Annotated in this window: 17 protein-coding genes and 1 pseudogene; all 18 read right to left on the reverse strand. The window is 73.3% G+C overall.

The genetic code is table 11. The features are described 5' to 3' along the window. Positions 1-14 precede the first annotated feature (14 nt). The 18 genes and pseudogenes from ACH5AO_RS27575 to ACH5AO_RS27660 all read right to left on the reverse strand — a co-directional run bounded on the left by ACH5AO_RS27575 (position 15) and on the right by ACH5AO_RS27660 (position 17,137). The gene (locus ACH5AO_RS27575; RefSeq protein ID WP_398929213.1) at positions 15-1,394 is read right to left on the reverse strand and encodes an 8-oxoguanine deaminase; all 1,380 of its coding nucleotides are present in this window, start codon (positions 1,392-1,394) and stop codon (positions 15-17) included. A gap of 115 nt (positions 1,395-1,509) precedes the next feature. Further along, entirely contained in the window at positions 1,510-2,406 is an 897-nt protein-coding gene (gene pucL / locus ACH5AO_RS27580) for a factor-independent urate hydroxylase (protein WP_398929215.1), read from the reverse strand. A 7-nt stretch (positions 2,407-2,413) separates the two neighbouring features. Beyond that, on the reverse strand, positions 2,414-2,818 hold the full coding sequence (uraH, locus tag ACH5AO_RS27585; protein ID WP_398929217.1) for a hydroxyisourate hydrolase: 405 nt from the start codon (positions 2,816-2,818) through the stop codon (positions 2,414-2,416). Positions 2,819-2,904: 86 nt separating this feature from the next. Beyond that, positions 2,905-3,411: pseudogene (uraD, locus tag ACH5AO_RS27590) on the reverse strand (2-oxo-4-hydroxy-4-carboxy-5-ureidoimidazoline decarboxylase); the annotation flags it as partial. Positions 3,412-3,537: 126 nt separating this feature from the next. Continuing rightward, on the reverse strand, positions 3,538-3,906 hold the full coding sequence (locus ACH5AO_RS27595) for a helix-turn-helix domain-containing protein (protein ID WP_398929219.1): 369 nt from the start codon (positions 3,904-3,906) through the stop codon (positions 3,538-3,540). After that, on the reverse strand, positions 3,903-4,154 hold the full coding sequence (locus tag ACH5AO_RS27600; protein WP_398929221.1) for a hypothetical protein: 252 nt from the start codon (positions 4,152-4,154) through the stop codon (positions 3,903-3,905). The genes ACH5AO_RS27595 and ACH5AO_RS27600 overlap by 4 nt, the downstream gene beginning before the upstream one ends. A 232-nt stretch (positions 4,155-4,386) precedes the next feature. Then, positions 4,387-5,619, reverse strand: a complete 1,233-nt coding sequence (locus ACH5AO_RS27605; protein WP_398929223.1) for an LLM class flavin-dependent oxidoreductase — start codon at positions 5,617-5,619, stop codon at positions 4,387-4,389. Next, complete coding sequence (locus ACH5AO_RS27610; RefSeq protein ID WP_398929225.1) at positions 5,616-7,019, reverse strand: NtaA/DmoA family FMN-dependent monooxygenase; 1,404 nt, start codon at positions 7,017-7,019, stop codon at positions 5,616-5,618. Before ACH5AO_RS27610 ends, ACH5AO_RS27605 begins: the two co-directional genes overlap by 4 nt. Positions 7,020-7,144: 125 nt before the next feature. Then, a complete protein-coding gene (locus ACH5AO_RS27615; protein ID WP_398929227.1) occupies positions 7,145-8,110 on the reverse strand; it encodes a fumarylacetoacetate (FAA) hydrolase in 966 nt (321 codons plus the stop codon). Between the two features lie 36 nt (positions 8,111-8,146). Next, positions 8,147-9,448 (reverse strand): pyridoxal phosphate-dependent aminotransferase, encoded by a 1,302-nt coding sequence (locus tag ACH5AO_RS27620; protein ID WP_398929229.1) that lies wholly within the window; start codon positions 9,446-9,448, stop codon positions 8,147-8,149. A gap of 70 nt (positions 9,449-9,518) precedes the next feature. After that, on the reverse strand, positions 9,519-11,270 hold the full coding sequence (locus tag ACH5AO_RS27625) for an AMP-binding protein (protein ID WP_398929231.1): 1,752 nt from the start codon (positions 11,268-11,270) through the stop codon (positions 9,519-9,521). Beyond that, positions 11,267-12,385: a Glu/Leu/Phe/Val dehydrogenase dimerization domain-containing protein gene (locus ACH5AO_RS27630; RefSeq protein WP_398929233.1), complete on the reverse strand. Its 1,119-nt coding sequence runs from the start codon at positions 12,383-12,385 to the stop codon at positions 11,267-11,269. Before ACH5AO_RS27630 ends, ACH5AO_RS27625 begins: the two co-directional genes overlap by 4 nt. A gap of 79 nt (positions 12,386-12,464) precedes the next feature. Next, complete coding sequence (locus ACH5AO_RS27635; protein ID WP_398929235.1) at positions 12,465-13,028, reverse strand: type 1 glutamine amidotransferase; 564 nt, start codon at positions 13,026-13,028, stop codon at positions 12,465-12,467. Further along, the gene (locus ACH5AO_RS27640) at positions 13,025-13,855 is read right to left on the reverse strand and encodes an acetylglutamate kinase (protein ID WP_398929237.1); all 831 of its coding nucleotides are present in this window, start codon (positions 13,853-13,855) and stop codon (positions 13,025-13,027) included. The genes ACH5AO_RS27635 and ACH5AO_RS27640 overlap by 4 nt, the downstream gene beginning before the upstream one ends. Beyond that, positions 13,852-14,907 (reverse strand): N-acetyl-gamma-glutamyl-phosphate reductase, encoded by a 1,056-nt coding sequence (gene argC / locus ACH5AO_RS27645; RefSeq protein ID WP_398929239.1) that lies wholly within the window; start codon positions 14,905-14,907, stop codon positions 13,852-13,854. Before argC ends, ACH5AO_RS27640 begins: the two co-directional genes overlap by 4 nt. Then, on the reverse strand, positions 14,904-15,758 hold the full coding sequence (locus ACH5AO_RS27650; RefSeq protein ID WP_398929241.1) for a RimK family alpha-L-glutamate ligase: 855 nt from the start codon (positions 15,756-15,758) through the stop codon (positions 14,904-14,906). Before ACH5AO_RS27650 ends, argC begins: the two co-directional genes overlap by 4 nt. 1 nt (position 15,759) lies before the next feature. Further along, positions 15,760-15,945 (reverse strand): lysine biosynthesis protein LysW, encoded by a 186-nt coding sequence (locus tag ACH5AO_RS27655; RefSeq protein WP_398929243.1) that lies wholly within the window; start codon positions 15,943-15,945, stop codon positions 15,760-15,762. 34 nt (positions 15,946-15,979) lie between these two features. Continuing rightward, positions 15,980-17,137: an isopropylmalate synthase gene (locus ACH5AO_RS27660; protein ID WP_398929245.1), complete on the reverse strand. Its 1,158-nt coding sequence runs from the start codon at positions 17,135-17,137 to the stop codon at positions 15,980-15,982. Positions 17,138-17,408 lie beyond the last annotated feature (271 nt).

The raw sequence follows: 17,408 nt of genomic DNA on the forward strand, positions 1-17,408 counted from the left end.
GGCTTCGGCGGGGCTCAGCCCCGCTCGGTGATGCGGGCCAGCCGCTGGGCCTCCGTACGGGTGGAGCGGGCGATCTCGTCCTCGTCGGCGGTGAGCAGGCGGCCGTTCTCCACGATCTGCCGGCCGTTGACGAAGGACGCGGTGACCGGGGCCGCCGCGCCGAGGACCAGCGCGGCCACCGGGTCGGCGATGGAGGCGTGGGCGAGGGTGTCCATCCGCCACAGCACCAGGTCGGCGAGCTTGCCCGGCTCCAGGGAGCCGATCTCCCCCGCGCGGCCCAGCACTTGGGCGCCCCCGTACGTGCCGAGGCGCAGCGCCTGCCGGGTGTTCAGGGCGGTCTCGCGGTGGGGGCCGAGGCGGTTGACGAGGAGGGCGTTGCGCAGTTCGGTGTGGAGTTCGCCGGACTCGTTGGAGGCGGTGCCGTCCACGCCCAGGCCGACGGGGACGCCGGCGGCGAGCAGGTCGGGGACGCGGGCGATGCCCGCCGCGAGACGGGCGTTGGAGGACGGGCAGTGGGCGACTCCCGTTCCCGTACGGGCGAAGGCGGCGATGTCGGAGTCGTTCATGTGGACGCAGTGCGCCATCCAGACGTCCTCGCCGAGCCAGCCGGTGGACTCGAAGTAGTCGGTCGGGCCCATGCCGAACAGTTCGTGGCAGAACTTCTCCTCCTCGACGGTCTCCGAGCCGTGGGTGTGCAGGCGCACACCGAGCCTCCGGGCCAACTCGGCTCCTTCCCGCATGAGTTCGGTGGAGACGGAGAAGGGGGAGCAGGGGGCGACGGCGACCTGGGTCATGGCGTCGGAGGAGGCGTCGTGGTGGCGGCGTACCGTCTCCTCGGTGGCGGCGAGCGCGTCGTCGAGGGTCTCGACGGCGAAGTCCGGGGGCAGTCCGCCGTCCTTCTCGCCGCGGTCCATGGAGCCGCGGGCGAGGGTGAAGCGCACGCCCATGTCACGGGCGGCTCCGATGACGGCACCGGACAGGTCGCCGGTGCCCCGCGGGAAGACGTAGTGGTGGTCCATGGCGGTGGTGACGCCGCCGCGGGCCGTCATCGCGAGCGAGCCCCGGGCCGCCGCGCGCACCATCGGCTCGTCGATGCGCGCCCAGGTCGGGTAGAGGGCGACGAGCCAGTCGAAGAGGTTGTGGTCGGTGGCCAGGCCCCTGGTGAGCCACTGGTAGAAGTGGTGGTGGGTGTTGACCAGGCCGGGGGTCACCAGGTGCCCGGTGGCGTCGATCCGGCGGGTGATGTTCTCAAGGCCTTCGGGGGCCGGGCCCGGGCCGAGGGACTCGATGCGGTGGCCGGCGAGGACGAGGTGACCGGAGGCGTACTCGGTGTCCTTCGCGTCGACGGTCGCGATCGCGCAGTTCTCGATGACGGTGCGCCGGTCTGCTGCCATGTTCCGTCCTTTTCGCGTACGTGGAGAGGGCACGGCAGGACCCTGGGGGTCGGAGTGCCGTGGCCGGCCGGTCGGCGGGCCGTCCGGCCGCGGGGGCCGGAAGGGGGCCGCGGGCTCACAGGTTGGTGAGGTCCACCGGTATCCGCGCCTCGCAGCCGTCCCGCAGGACGGTGGCCTCGATCAGGCCGTAGGGGCGGTCGGCGGCGACGTACACCTCGTTGTCGTTGCTGAGGCCGAACGGCTCCAGGTCCACCAGGAAGTGGTGGCTGTTGGGGAGGGAGAAGCGGACCTCGTCGATCTCGTCGCGGTGGTCGATGATCCGGGCGCCCATCCGGTACAGCGTCTGCTGCAGGGACAGGGAGTAGGTCTCGGCGAAGGCCTGGAGCATGTGCCTCCTGGTCTCCTCGTACGACGTCTCCCAGTCGGGCATCTCCTGTGCGTCGCCGGTCCAGTGGAACCGCCAGCGGCCGGAGACCGAGGTGGCGAGGACGCGGTCGCGGGTCTCCTCGAGCATCGTGTACCTGTCCTTGACGTAGCCCCGGAACTCGGAGTCGGTGGAGTTCAGCACCGTCAGGTCCTTCAGGCCGGAGACGACCTCCCACTTCTCCCCGTCGTACGTGATCTGGGCGAGCCGGGTCTCCCGGCCCTCGCGGACGAAGGAGTGCTCGCCCTCGCCGGCCGTCTCGATGCGCTGCCAGGCGTACTCCTCGATACGGATACGCGCCTGGTGTATGGGTTCCTGTGAGGTGACGAAGTGGCGGGCCAGGTGGATGCCGAACTGTTCGGCGGACTCGATGCCGTACTCCTTGGCGAAGGCGTACACGGTGTTCTTGGTGGTGTCGGTCGGCAGGACGTGGGCGTTGGAGCCGGAGTAGTGGACCTCGTCCATGTCGCCGGACAGGGCGACGGAGACGTTCAGGTCCTTGATGTGGTGGGTGGGGCCGTCCCGCGTGATCCTGACGACTCGGTTCTCCGCTTTGCCGTACTGGTTCTGGCCCAGGATCGTAGGCATGTGTCTGCTAGCTCCCTCGGTATACGGAGTAGCCGAACGGGTTGAGCAGCAGCGGTACGTGGTAGTGCTCGCCCGGTGCGACGGCGAACGTGACCGCCACCTCCGGGAAGAACGCTCCGGTGCCGCTGTCCCGGTGCGCGGGGGCGTCCTGCCGCGCATCGGCCCGGTTCCCCGCCTGCGGTGCGAGGTACGCCTCGACCGCGAAGTCGAGCCGTACGTGGGTGGTTCCCTCCGGCAGGGCCGGCAGGTCCCCGCACCGCCCGTCCGCGTCGGTCGCGGAGCCGCCGAGCGCCCGCCACTCCGCGTCCCGGCCCGAGCGGGCGGCGAGGCGGACGGCGACGCCCTCGGCGGGGCGGCCGGCGCTGGTGTCCAGGATGTGCGTGGACACGGAGGCGGTGGTGTCGGTGCTCATGTGCGTCGGTCCTCTTCGACGTCGGCTTCGGCTTCGGCTTCGGTCCCGGATCCGGCTTCGGTTTTGGTCTCGGTTTCGGTTTCGGTTTCGGTTTCGACGAGTCGGGCCAGCCGGATGCGGTTGATCTTCCCCAGTTCGGTGCGGACGATCTCGCGCTCCCGCTCCGGCGCGTTGCCGAGGCGTTCCCGGAGGGCGTCGCGCATCTGCTCGCCGGTCCGGCCGGTGGCGCAGACGAGGAAGACACGGCCGAACCTCTCCTGGTAGGCCAGGTTCAGTTCGAGCATTTCGGCCCTCAGCGCCTCCGGGGCGTCGGCCATGCCGCTCTGTTCCCTGGCGGAGGCCGGGTTCCCCGGTTCCGGGCGGCCGATCGGCGGGTGCCCGGCCATCGCCTCGTCCAGGTCGGCCGGGGACAGGCCGGCCGTGGCGGTGTCACTGGCGGCGTACAGGGCGTCGGCGGTGGGGTACGGGCGGGCGGCGAGCAGTCGCCGGGCCCATGCCGTGGAGGCGCAGACCTCGTGGAGTGCGGCGAGGGCCGCGTGCTCCTCCAGGGCGTTGAGGCGGGCCAGGCCCGGGGGTGGGGAAGTCGACGTCACGGAAAGCCTCCGTGGCCACGAGCGGCCTTGGTGTCGAACGGGCGTGCCGACAGTGAACGCCGCCACGAACAACACGTCAACAGTTTGTTGAAAATAGGGAGGGGGCGCCGCAGGCCGGGAAGAGGTTCAGGCGCCCTTCTCGCGGTTGAGGTAGTTGTAGACGGTGAAGCGGCTGACCCCCAGTGCGCTCGCCACGGTCTCCACGCCGTGCCGCACGGTGAAGGCGCCGCGCGCCTCCAGCCCGCGCACGATCTCCTGCTTCGCCTTGCGGTCCAGGTCCGCGAGCGGTCTGCCCTTCCGGCGTTCCAGCGCCGCGAGGATGTGGCCGAGGGAGTCCGCGAGCTGCGGCAGCCGTACGGCGACGACGGCGGCGCCCTCCCAGGAGAGCACCACGTCGTCGGTCCCGGCCTCGTCCGGCGGGACCATCTCGCCGCCCATGGCGTCGACCAGCGGTTTCACCGCCGCGATGAAGGCCTCGTCACCGGTGCCGGTCACCGGTCGCCGTCCTCGACGACGTTGACCTGGAGCGAGATGCGGGTGGCGCCGGCCGTCAGCGCCCTGCGCAGCATCGTGTCGACGGCGCCGAGCACCGCGTCGGCGCCGCCCTCGGCGGTGTTGCCGAACGGTCCGACGTCCACCGCGTCCAGCTCCGCCGCCTCGACGACCTCGCGGGCCACCACCGCGTGCGCGGGCACCTCGTCGAGGTCGAAGGGCTCGGTCGTGAACTCCACTCGCAATCGCACTGTGCCCCCATGACATCGGCTCCGACCTGCGCGTTCCCTCGGTCCTCCGACCGAGAGGGCGCATCCGGGGCACATCCCCCGGCAGGGCGCCGAACGCCCGGCCCGCCGCCCCGGTCCGCGCCTCCGGCACGACCTTAACGGACCCTCCTGCGGCGATCAGCGGAGATGCGCGGGCAGGCCGCCGGGTCCGCTCGCGGAACCGTACTTCCGGGAGGAGATCACCGCGGGTCCTTCAGCCCCCCGCCTTCGCGTAGCGGCTGGCGGGGCGCGGAAGGCGCAGGTGGCCGCGGAGGGTGGTGCTGTCGTACGCGGTGCGGAAGGCGCCGCGGCGCTGCAGTTCGGGGACCAGGCCGCGGGTGATCGCCGTCAGGTCGTGCGGCAGGACGGCCGGTCGCAACCGGAAGCCGTCCAGTCCGGCGGCGCGCCAGTCGAGCAGCAGGTCGGCCAGTTCGCCGGGTGTGCCGGTGAAGATCCCGGCGTCGGAGCGGAGTCCGGCCCCGGCCCGCTCGTCGAGGCGGGCCAGTCGGCGGGCGGCGGCGCCCGGCCGTTCGTCGAGGAGGACGAGGAGGTCGGCGAAGATCCGCAGCGGGCGCTCGGCCAGGTCGCGGCCGGACCGCCGGACCGCCGCGTCCACCTGGGCGAGGATCGCCGCCGCGCCCTCCCGGTCGCGCGGGGTGACGGCGACGGCGTCGGAGGCGGCGGCCGCGAACTCGTACGGTGTGGAGGCGTGGGCGAGGCTGAACACGGGCGGCTGGCCCTGGGGGCTGCGCGGGGTGATCGAGGGGCCCTTGACGCTGAAGTACCGGCCCTGGAAGTCGATGTGGTGGACCTTGTCGCGGTCGAGGAAGCGGCCGGTCGCCGCGTCCCGTATCTCGGCGTCGTCCTCCCAGCTGTCCCACAGCCGCCGCACCGCCTCCACCACGTCGGTGGCCTCGGCGAACAGGTCGTGCAGCCGGGCGGCGATCCGCTCCGGGTCGGTGACGTCCTCGTCGGTGAGCTGAGGCGTGGTACGGCGGCCGAAGAGGCCGGCGTCGGCCGCGCGGGACGATACCTGCGGGCGCCAGCCGGCCCGGCCCCGGCCGGCGTGGTCGAGGGTCGCGATGCCGATGGCCAGGTGGAACGGCTCGGTGTGGGTGACGTTCGTGGTCGGGACCAGGCCGATGCGGGTGGTGAGCGGGGCCAGGTAGGAGGCGAGCAGCACCGCGTCGACGGCGCCCCTGACCTGGTCGGTGCGGTCGTCGGGGCGGTGGAAGGCGGCGGACTGGAGGCCGAGGCCGTCCTCGAGGGTGACGAAGTCGAGCAGTCCCCGTTCGGCTTCCGTGACCAGGCCGGCCCAGTAACCGGCGGTGAGCAGTTCGGCGGGACGGGCGCCGTCCTCGCGCCAGGCCGCCGGGTGCCAGCCGGCACCGTCGAGGGCGACGGCGAGGTGCGTCGGGCCGCCGGGGGCGCCGGTCGTGCCGGTCATGCGGAGGTCTCCTTCGGGTCGTGCGCGTCGTGTCCGGCGGGGCGGCCGCCCCAGGAAGCCGGGCGGGGGGCGTCGGAAAGACCGAGATGGTCGCGGAGGGTGGTGCCGGTGTAGTCGGCCCGGTGGACGCCCTTCTCCTGGAGCAGCGGCACCACCCGGTCCACGAAGTCGTCCAGGCCGCCCGGCGTGAGGTGCGGGACGAGGACGAAACCGTCGGCGCCGTCGGTCTGGACGTAGTGGTCGATGGCGTCGGCGACCGTGCGGGGGCTGCCGGTGAAGGTGGGGCGGCCACCGACCTCGATGACCAGTTCCCGGATGGACAGGCCGCGTTCCTCCGCGTGTTCGCGCCACTTGCGGGCGGTCTCGGCGCGGTCCTTGCGGAACACGGAGTGCCCCTTGAGGAAGTGCGCGTCGTCCTCGGGCTCGATGTCGGGCAGCGGGCCGTCGGGGTCGTATCCGGACAGGTCGCGGCCCCAGACCGCCTCCAGATGGGCGATCGCGGTCTGCGGGCTCACCAGTTCCCGGCTGATCTCGTCGGCACGGGCGGCGGCCTCCTCGTCGGTGTCGGCCACGACCACGTTGGCGGTGGGAAGGATCAGCAGGTCCTCGGGGCGGCGGCCGTAGCGGGGCAGACGGCGTTTCACGTCCCGGTAGAAGGCGCGGGCGGCGTCGAGCCGGTTGTGCTTGCTGAAGACGACTTCGGCGTCGGAGGCGGCGAACTCGCGGCCCGCGTCGGACTCGCCGGCCTGGATGACCACCGGGTGGCCCTGGGGTCCGGGCGGGGTGCTGAACCGGCCGGATATGTCGAAGTGCCGGCCGCGGTGGGCGAAGCGGCCGGCCCCGGCCCGTACGTACTCCCCCGACGCCGCGTCGGCCCGCAGGTCGCCGTCGGCCCAGCTGTCCCACAACTCCCTTGCCGCGGTGAGGAATTCCGCGGCGCGGGTGTAACGGTCGGCCTCGGGGAGGAAACCGCCCCGGCGGAAGTTCTCGCCGGTGAAGGCGTCATGGCTGGTGACCACGTTCCAGGCGGCCCGCCCTCCGCTGAGCCGGTCCAGGGTGGCGAGGCGGCGCGCCACCTCGTACGGCTCGTTGAAGGTGGTGTTGACCGTGGCGGCCAGGCCCAGGTGCGTGGTGACGGCGGCCAGGGCGCTGAGCACGGTCAGGTTCTCGGGGCGGCCCGCGATGTCCAGGTCGTAGACCTTCCCCTTGTGCTCGCGCAGCCGCAGTCCCTCGGCGAGGAAGAAGAAGTCGAACCGGCCGCGTTCGACGGTCCGCGCGAGCCGGACGAACGAGTCGATGGCGATCTGGCTCCCGGAACGCGGGTCCGACCAGACGGTCACATTGTGGATGCCGGGCAACTGGGCCGCGAGGTGCACCTGTTTCTGACGGGTTGCGGGCACGCCGCCTCTCCTCCTGCGAAGTCCGGTCGATATCAAGGCCGTTGGGATGAACGGGGGTGCTGGTCCGAGCCTGCACGGGCCGGCCGTCCGCTGCACAGTCCGGCCGGCCTCGCTTCACGAGGTGTTCACGCGCCCGCGACAGAAGCCTCCGTGCCGGGGGCGGGGGCCGCCGCGGGGGTGGTGTGGGGGGCCGGGGAGACGAAGCGCACGCGGTTGTCGAAAGTGACGCCGTGGCTTTTCACGTCGATGGTGACGCGGTCGCCGTCGGCGATCCGGAACCCGTCGTGGAAACTCGCCTCGTCGGCGCCCAGCAGCACATAGTTGACCAGTCCCGGCCGCCGCACCGCGGGGTACGTGAACAGGTGATCGGCCATGTCCTGCCCCCGGTGGTAGAGCGCGTCGTCACCGCAGTCGAAACCGCCCTCCCAGGCTGTCGCGCCGTCCCGGACGATGGTGACCCGCCCGGTCACCGTGCGCGGCGGCGGGCCGAGGAACAGCCACGGGGTGAGCGCGGTGTCGCACAGCTTGCAGTACGGGTTGTAGCCGGGATCCCGGCGGTGCAGGCCGATGTCGCACAGGTCGTTGCCGAAGGTGTAGCCCGCGTAGTGCGGGGTGCCGTCGGCGTCGTTGACGTAGACGAGGGCGACCTCCGGCTCCTCGATGAGGGCGACCGGCCGCCCGGGCACGATCAGGTCCTCGCCCGGCAGCCGCACCCAGTCGCCGAAGCCCTTGAAGAACCACTTGGGCGGGGTGAACTCGCCGTCCACCGGAGCGGTCCGGCCGCCCCACTTCTTCTTGTGCGTGCCCATGAAGCCGCTCAGCAGCGCCTTGCCGGACGCGGTCGGCAGCAGCGGGGGCAGCAGACGCAGGCCGGGGTCACCGGTGGTGACGACGACGCTCTCCGCGCCCTCGGTGAGGGCCGCGCGCAGGGCCGCCTCCGAGCCGTCGGTGGCGACGAAGGCGGCGGCCACCGCGCCGTCCCCGACCCGGTGGAGGGTCTGCCGCGCGCCGTCCTCGGGGCGGCCGAAGCCGACGTGGCGGGCACCGCCGTACTCGGCCTCGAAGAGGACGGGGAGATGAGGGCTGGACATGGGTGACTCCTTCGTCGCGTCGGTGTGTTCGGGCGTTCAGGGGCGCGGGGCGGGGACCGCGGGCGCGTCGGCTCCCGTGAGGTCGGCCAGAACCTCACCGAGGCGGTCCACGGACGCGCGGATCCACGGCAGGGCGAGGGGGTCCGGGGTCGTCAGGGCGGCGGTGCGCCGCTCGTCGGTGTCGCCGTAGAGGCGGCTGGTCGCCACCCGGATCCGCAGCGGGCGCCCCGGCTCCCCGAAGGCGCTCGCGGGCAGGACGCCGACCCCGTGGCGGTCGAGCAGCAGCCCGGCCAGGGCGTCGCCGTCGCGCACGCCGTGCACGCGGGTCAGACGGTCGCACAGGGGCCCGAAGTCCGGGTAGAGGTAGCAGGTCGCGGCGACCGGCGCCGTCCGCGCGCCGGCCGCGGCGAAGCGGTCGGCGACCGCGCGCACCACCCGCTCGTGCAGCCGCCGGCTCGCCGCGACCCGCTCCACGACCTCGGGCGGCTCTTCGAAGGCGTACGCGGCCGCCGTCTGCACCGGTGCCGGCGGGCTGGACCAGATCTGGCTGGCGACGGCGACGAGCCGGGAGCGCAGGCCGCGCCCCAGCTCACCGTCCGGCAGCCGGGCCACGCCGGTGCGCCATCCTCCGAGCGCCAGGTTCTTGGTCAGTCCGGTGGTGACGACGGTCCGCTCGGGTGCGTGCACGGCCGGGGAGACGGCCGGCGCGGCGGTGTCGTACACCAGGTCGCCGTAGATCTCGTCGGAGACGATGACGAGGTCCAGGTCGCGGGCGGCGCGGGCCAGCCGCCGCAGGGTGCCGTCCGACGCGATGGTGCCGGTCGGATTGTCGGGCACGGTGACGACCACGGCGCGGGGGGTACGCCCGGCGGCGCGGGCGTCGGCGACCGCCTCGCACAGCCGGTCCGGGTCGGGCACGCCGCCCTCGCCCGGCAGGATCGGTACGGGCAGGGGGCGCGCCCCGGCGAGACGGGCCTGGGCGGCGTAGCTGACCCAGCTCGGGACCGGCACGACCACATCACCGCCGAGGGCGAGGAGCAGGGCGAACAGCAGCGACTTGCTGCCCGGCCCCGCCACCACCCGCCCCGGCTCGGTGTCCAGCCCGCGCCGCCCCCAGTACCCGGCGGCCGCGCCGCGCAGGGCAGGGCTCCCGTCCACGGGGCCGTACGCGTTCTCCCCGGCCGCCGCACCGAGCCGCGCCACCAGCCCGGGCAGCACCGGCAGCCCGATCTCCCCGCTCGCCATCGACAGCACCCGTTCCCCGGCCGCACGCCGCCGGGCCAGCACGGCGTCGGCGGCCAGCGTCGCCGACATGGGGACCGGTACGGGGTGGGACATGACGGCTCCAGGGGTTGTGGTGCGGTCGGCAGGCGCGGCGCGGTCGTCGGGGAGGGCGTCCGGGGTGCGGTCAGGTGGTGGTCGCCGGTGCGTCGGCGAACCGTGCCCGGAGTTCGGCCTTGCGGATCTTGCCGGTGAGGGTCTTGGGGAGGGCGGGTACCCGTTCCAGGCGGTCCGGGAGGAAACGAGGGTCGTGACCGGCCCCGGTGAGCCGGGCGCGGACGTCCTCGAGGCTGGGACCCCCGCCGTCGCGACCGACCACGACGGCGACGATCCCGCCGCTTCCGCCGCCCACGGAGCCCACGGGGTCTTCCGGGCTCTCGGCGGCGCTCCCCGCTCCCCCGCCGTCCGTCGGTCCGAGGCCGACCAGGGCCGCTTCGACGGCCTCGGGGTGGCTGCCGATCAGCGCCTCCAGCTCCGCCACCGGGGCCACCCGCCCGTCACGCACGATCGCGTCACGGGCCCGCCCGAGGATGCGGATGCCGCCGCGCCCGTCGGCGCGGGCGAGGTCGCCGGTGTCGAACCAGCCGTCGGCGTCGAGTTCGGCCGCGAACGCCTCCGGGCGCCGGAGGTAGCCGAGCGCCAGCGACGCCCCGCGCACCTTCAGCCGGCCCACGTGCTCGCCCTCGCCCCCGGTGGCGCCGGACGTCTCGATCCGGACCTCCATGGCGTCGATCGCGCGGCCGTTGCTGTGCGCCGCCCAGCCCTCGGGGTCCTCGGGCCGGGTGGTGGTCACAGGGCCGTTCTCGGACATGCCCCACAACGAGTGGGCGCGGGCGCCCAGTGTCGCGGACACCTCGTCGGCCAGCTCCGGCAGGACCGGTGCCGAGCCGATCACCGCGTGCCGCAGGGTGCTCGTGTCGCGCCGCCGGGCCCGCTGCGACGCGGCGACGTCCGCGAGGGTGGCGGGCGGCCCGTACAGCAGGGTGGCGCCGTAGCGTTCCACCAGGTCGAGCAGCGCCTCGTTGCGGCGTACGTCCTGGAAGGCGACGGTGCCGCCCAGCAGGACCGAGCCGAGGACGCCCTGCGCGAACCCGGAGTAGTGCACCAGTGGCGTCGAGACGGCCGCCACCCAGTCCTCGCCGGCGCCGAACGCGTCGACGTAGCCGCGGACGGCCGAGTGGACGGTGTTCGGGCTGTGCACGACGCCCTTGGACAGGCCGGTGGTGCCGGAGGTGAACAGCACCACGAAGGGGTCGTCGGCCCCGGCCGCCAGGCCGTCCAGCCGGGCGGCCGCGCCCTTTCCCGCCTCCCGCTCCACCGCCACGAAGTGCTCGTGGAAACCGAGCGCGCCCTCGGGCACGGGACCGTCCGCCACCAGGACGTGGGCGAGCGCGGGCAGTTCGTCCCGGAGCCGGACTGCGGCCTCCGCCGACGGCGCGTCCGCCGTGCCGGGCAGGGTGACGTACACCCGCGCACCGGTGAGCGCGAGACGGTGGCGCAGCTCCTCCCCGGCGCACAGCGGGGAGATGGGGACGATGACCGCACCGATCCGGAGGGAGGCGAAGATCAGCGGCACCATCTCCCAGCGGTTGGGGAGCTGTACGGCGACGAAGTCACCGCGTTCCGCACCCAGTTCGAGCAGAGCCAGGGCGAACCGGTCGGTGAGGCGGTCCAGTTCCGCGTAGTCGAGGGTGTCGGTGCGGGACTCGGCGACGCGCCGGCCCGCGACGGCCGTCCGGTGCGGACGCAGCCGGGCCTGGCGGTGCAGGTCGTCGAGGAAGGTCTCGTCCCGCCACCAGCCGCGCCGCCGGTACTCCGCGGCACGCCCCGTGGGCACCCGGTACGCGGGCGCCGGCCGTTCGGCGGCGACGCTGCTCATCGCAGGTCCTTGCGGCGGGCGGCGAGCAGCTCGGGCAGCGGGTCGCCCGCGCGGGCGGAAGCGATCTCCAGCAGGTCACGGGTGTTCTGCCGGACCCGGTCGCCGACCCAGTCGAACACCCATGTCCTGCGTGCCTCGGCCGGCAGGTCGAAGGGGACGACACGGGTGACGGCCAGGGCGGCGGACGCGGCGCCGCCGATGTTGGCGATGACACCGGGCACCAGGGCGGCACCGGAGGCGGCGACCTTCTCCTTGGCGGCGGCGCTGGAGGCGAGGTTGGCGCCCTCGACGACCAGCCCGGCCCGCAGACGGTGGGTGTTCTCGGCGGTCAGCGCGTACTTCTGCGCGGCCAGCACGAGAATGTCCGCGTCCACGTCCAGCCAGGCGTCGGGCTCCCCGGAGAGGGTCACGCCCTCCGGCAGCCGGGCGCGGTCGATACGTCCGAACCGGTCGGTGACGGCGATCAGTCCGGCCACCGGAAGCCGATCCGCGCTGATGGTGCCCTCGACGTCGGCGACGGCGACGACGGTGTGCCCGTGGTCCTCGAGGAACCGCGCCACCGCCCGGCCCACCGCGCCGAAGCCCTGCACCACGACCCGCGCCGCTCCGGTGCGGCCGCTCACCTCCAGCGCGGTGAGGGCGGCCACGCCGACGCCGTGTCCGGTGGCGTCGATCAGCGGCTCGTAGTACGTGCGCCAGTCGATCGGCATGTCGGGGGCACCGGGGCGGTAGCGGGGGTCGTAGCCGGCCTCGTCGAAGAAGACGGCCCGGTCGGCGGGTGTGACGCCCATGTCGATGCCGAGGTGGATGCCGCCGTGCAGGAGCGGCTTCACGGTGCGGCCGAAGGTGCGGAAGGTGGTCTCGCGGTCGGTGCCGTCGGAGACGATCCCGGCCTTGGCGCCGCCGATGCGCAGCCCGGCCAGGGTGAACTTCTCGGTCATGTCGCGGGCCAGTCCGGCGACTTCCTCCTCGGTGACGCCGGGGGTCATCCGGGTGCCGCCCATTGCCAGGCCGTCGACGAGCGTGTCGACGACCACCCAGCCCTCGATGGTGCCGCCGCTGCCGTGGAGGCGGACGGTGAGGGCGGGGTCCTGCGGGTCTTCCAGAGCGCTCATGGCGTACTCCTCGGGTCCGGTGCGGAAGGGGGAAGGGGACGTGTCACATGCGCCCGGCGGGGGCGGTCGCGGCGCGGGGTCACCGGTACAGCTCGGTGAAGCCCCGCAGGATCTCCAGGCCGTCCCTGCGGAATTCCAGATGGGCCTGGGAGCCGAGGAGGCGGCCGTCGTCGGAGCGCAGGAACTCCACGGGTGCCTGTGCGGAGTGGCCGATGGCGCGGTAGCCCGGCGGGGCCTCCTGGAGGTAGAGGGTGTGCCGGTGGAACACGGTGACCGTCGGCTCGACATGGCTGAACAGCGGTTCCGTGGTGTCGACCTGCGCCTCGTGGCCACCGACCCGCTGCGGTCCCTCGGCGAGCCGGCCGCCAGCGGCGACGGCGAGGATCTGCATGCCTCCGCAGATGCCGAAGACGGGCACGTCGGCGTGGGTGACGAGGTCGATCAGCGGCTGGTAGTAGGTCCGGTCGTAGGCGCGCACCTTGGTGCCGCTGAGCACGATCGCCTGGTGGCGCCCGTTCAGCCGGGTGGGTACGGACGCGGCGTCGACGGTCTCGGTGAGCGAGCCCAGCTGCTCGAATCTGCGGCACAGTTGCGGCAGTGAGAGGGTGCCGTTGTCGACGACCAGGACACGGGGCCGCGTCATGCGCTCGCTCCCGCGGGGTGGGCCGGGGCCGGCGAGGCGGTGATGAGCGTGCCGGTGCGGCCGGCCAGCAGCGGGGTGACGGCGGCGCTGCCGATGACGACCCGCGCCACACCCCCGTCCAGGGCTTCGCCGGCGGCCCGCAGCTTCTTGCGCATGCCGCCCTTGGCGCCGCCGTCGCGGAAGGCGGCCGCCTCGCGGGCGCTGATCCGGCGCACCGGCCGGTCGTCGATCAGCAGGTGGCCGACGTCGGTGACCAGGACGAGGTCGGTGGCGCCGACGGCGGCGGCGATCGCGGCGGCGGCCCGGTCGGCGTCGGTGTTGACCTCCCGGCCGGCCGCGTCGCGGGCGAGCGGGGTGACCACGTGGGCGTGGCCGGGCAGCAGGTCCTTCAGGGGTGCCGGGTCGACGCCGGTGATGGGTCCGACGAGGTTCTCGAGTTCGACCAGTTCCTTCTCCCGCCACCACCAGCGCTCGCCCTCGCCCGCGTTCACCAGGCCGTCGCTGCCGACGAGCCGTTCGCCGGTGATGCCACGGTCCGCGAGCCTCCCGAGGACGTCCTCGGCGAGCCCGGCGCTGACGGTCTTGATGTCCTCGATGACCTCGGGCGTGGTCCAGCGGCTCTGGTTGCCGTAGCGGTCGCGCAGGATCGCGGAGGGTTCGCCGTAGCGGGGGCGGAGCCGCCTGAGCGGCTTGGACCAGCCGTGCACGAGGATCAGGGGGTGGCTGCGCCCGTGCCGGGCCAGGTCGTCCCACCAGCCGCCGTCGAGGTCGTCCAGGCAGCTTCCGCCGAGTTTCACCACCGTGGGGACGGTGTCGCGGGCGCTCATGCCGGCACCACCGGCTGCTGCGTCAGCCCCGTCTCCTCCGGCAGGCCGAACCGCAGGTTGGCGGCCTGCACGGCCTGTCCGGCGGCGCCCTTGACGAGGTTGTCGAGGGCGGCGAGCACCACGATCCGGCCGCCGTCCTCGTCGTACAGAGCGGTCACGTCGGCGTAGTTGGAGCCGAGGACGGCCTGCGGGTCGGGCACCGGGATCAGCGTCTCCTCGTGCCGCCGCACCCGCACGAAGGGCTTGCCTCGGTAGAAGCGCAGGTAGGCCCGAGCCAGCTCGCGCTGGTCGATCGTCGCGTCGGTGAAGACGTAGGAGGAGGTGAGCAGTCCGCGTACGTGGGAGACCCCGTACGCCGACATGGACAGGCTGCCGACGGCGCCGGGGCGGTCGCGCTCCAGGAAGTCGGCGACCTCGGCGGCGTGCCGGTGCCCGGTCGGGGAGTACGGGGCGATGGCCCCGGCACGGAAGGGGTGCAGGTCGGAGGTGCGCAGTCGCAGCCCGCCGCCGCTGGAGCCGCTCTTGCCGTCGACGACCACCGTCTTCAGGCCGAGGCCGAGGCCGAGGGTGAGCGGGGCCAGGCCGAGGGTGATCGCGGTGGCGTAGCAGCCGGGCAGCGAGATCAGCGGGGCGTCCCTGAGCCGGTCGCCGATCAGCTCCGGTACGCCGTAGACGAACCGGTCGGCGAGGTCGGGGCGGCGGCGCACCTTCGGGTACCAGCGGTCGTGCAGTTCCGGGGTGCGGATGCGGAAGGCGCCGCTGAGGTCGATGACGGCGGGGACGCGGTCGGCGAGCAGGGCGGCCAGTTCGGCCGAGACGGGTGCCGGGGTGGCCAGGAAGAGGACGTCGACCTCGTCGGCGGTCTCCTCGGTGACGGGCCGCACCGTCAGGTGCCCGCCGAGGCGCAGTCCGGGGTGGAGTTCGGCGGGGCGCCTGCCGATGCTGGAGGAGCCACCGAGGAAGGTCAGCTCCAGGTCGGGGTGCTGGGTGACGAGTCGGATGAGTTCGCCGCCGGCGAGCCCGGAGGCGCCGACGACTCCTGCGCGGATCATGCGAGCAACTCCTGCACGTAGCGGCCGACGGCCGAGGGGATGTCCGCTCCGGTGGCGGTGGCCACCGCCCGGAAGCCGGGCGCGTGGTTGACCTCGTTGACGACGAGGCCGTCGGGGGTGCGGAAGAGGTCGACGCCGTAGATCCCCGGCCCCAGGACGTCCACCACGGCGTCGACGGTCTTGAGGATGTCGGGGTCGTGGCCGGCGGCGCGGTTCCTGTTGCCGAGGGCCGCGTTGTTGCGCCAGTCGGTGCCGCCGCTCTCGAACTCGGCGGCGCCGACCAGTTCGCGGCCGACGACGAGGCAGCGCACCGAGCCGCCGCCGAGGTACGGCTCCATGAGGGCGGCCTGTTCGAAGGCGTGGGCCAGGTCCTCGATGTAGTCGTAGACCGAGGGGGCGATGTCGGCGTGCCGGATGAGGGTGACCCGTCTGCCCATGCCGCCGAAGACGGGCTTGAGGACGACGGGCGGCGGCAGTTCGGCGAGTGCCTTGTCGAAGTCCTTGCGGGAGAGCACCAGCCGGTGGTCGGGCACGGGCACGCCGGCGGTGTGCAGCAGGGCCCGCAGGGCGGCCTTGTTCTCACAGGCGTGGATGGCGCGGGCGGTGTTGAGGGTGGGGACGCCGGCCGCCTCGGTGAGGGTGGCGATCAGCCCGCCGCGGGTGTAGCTGCGGCTGCGGATCAGGACGGTGTCGTAACCCCGCAGGGCGGGTGCGTCGGGGTGGCCGAGGGTGAGGGACTCGTCGTTGACCCAGTCGAGGCGGAGGCCGAAGGCCGGTGCGGCCTCGATGAGCAGGCGTTCCTCCCAGGCGACGCGGTCCGCGACGATGGCCGCGGTGCGGGTGGCGCCCATGTCACTGGCCCCAGTCGCGGAGTTGGACCTCGACCGTCTCCAGCGACAGCCGGCCGTCCTCGACGGCCTCGACGCGCAGGGTCAGGACGCATTCGGGGCAGGAGAGGGTCTCGCCCGCGGTGACCGGGGGCACGGTCAGGTGGGTCTCGCACTCGGGGCAGACGCCGGTCAGGGTGGCGGTGGACATGGGTTCAGCTCCGTGGTGAGGGGAGGGACGGGGGTCAGGCGGGTACGGGGCGGAAGTCGACGGCGGCCTCGCGGATCGCGTCGCGGTCGAGCAGCGGGCGGCCCTCTCGTTCCTGCCGTTCGGCCAGCCAGGGGGTGAAGGCGTCGATGTCGACGTCGAGGCCCGAGTCGGCCAGTGCCCAGCCGACCAGGGCGGTGGTGAGGCGGCTGCGCACCCGCAGTGCGCGCCGGTTGCCGACGAGTTCGGCCGGCAACGTCTCGTACGCCTCGGGGTGGCTGAGCTGGCCGGGCAGCTCGTAGGCGAAGGCGTGCGGGGTGGTCGGCCCGGGCTGGAAGGCGTCGCCGAGGCCGGCACCCCTGAGGGCGAGCCGGGACAGTTCGGTGAGGTGGGTCAGGTCGAAGCGGGTGTCGCCGTGGATGACGCGCAGCGAGGTGAGCAGTTCGGCCAGCGGGGCGTTGCCGCCGCGTTCGCCGATGCCGCCGACGGTCGCGGAGATCCAGCGGGCGCCGGCGCGGACGGCGGCCAGGGAGTTGGCTACGGCCATGCCGAGCATGTTGTGCGAGTGGATCTCGATCTCGGAGCCGTCGATGGCGGCGATGTCCCCGATCACGCTCTCCATCTGCCAGGGGGAGAGGAAGGCGACGGTCTCCGCGAGCCGGAACCGGTCGGCTCCCGCCGCGAATCCGGCCTCGACGTAGGGGACGAGCCGCTCCTTGGGGGTGCGAGCGCCGTCCTCTCCGCTGAAGGTGACGTGGAAGCCGCGCTCCTTGGCCTGGACGATCGCCGAACGCGCCAGTGACTGAAGGAACTTGGGACTGGGTGAGTCGAGCTTGAGCCGCGCGTGCTGCTCGGAGGTGGGGATGGAGTACATGATGTGCCGTACGCCCAGGCGTTCGGCCTCGTCGAGGGCGCGCGCGACCTGGCGGCGGTCCCGGACGACGAGGAGCGTCATGCTGCGCTCGGGGCCGACGGCCTCGTGGGTGGCGAGGACGAGGTCGGCGTCCTTGGAGTCCGGTCCGGAGACCATGCCGACCTCGACCAGTTCGACTCCGGTGCGCACCAGCAGGCCGGCGATGGCGGCGGCGTCCTGGGGGCCGAACTCGACACCGGCCATGTGCGCGGAGTCCCGCAGGGTCGCGTCGGATATGCGGGGCGGCGTCCGCAACACCTCGGGGTTTTCTGCCAATGCCATGTCCTTCACTCCTTGCTCCCGAAGTTCCCGAGGGAATCCGAAAGGGTCGGCATTCTCGAAAAGGGTCCGCACCGCGCCCCGGGTGGCGTCGGGCGTTGATCGCTTATCCATATCCTTGACGGCTCGCACGGAAATCACAACAGCGGCCGTGTCAGGATCACGTGGCGGGGTGTCAAGAAATGTCAGGAAGGAAAAGGAGTGCAAGGCGCGGGTGGCGGGAGCGCCAATTAACGGGCGGTCTCGTCCCCTTGGTGTGACGCGCGCCCTACGG

It is taken from the genome of Streptomyces sp. NPDC018964 (assembly GCF_044390325.1).
GTDB lineage: Bacteria > Actinomycetota > Actinomycetes > Streptomycetales > Streptomycetaceae > Streptomyces.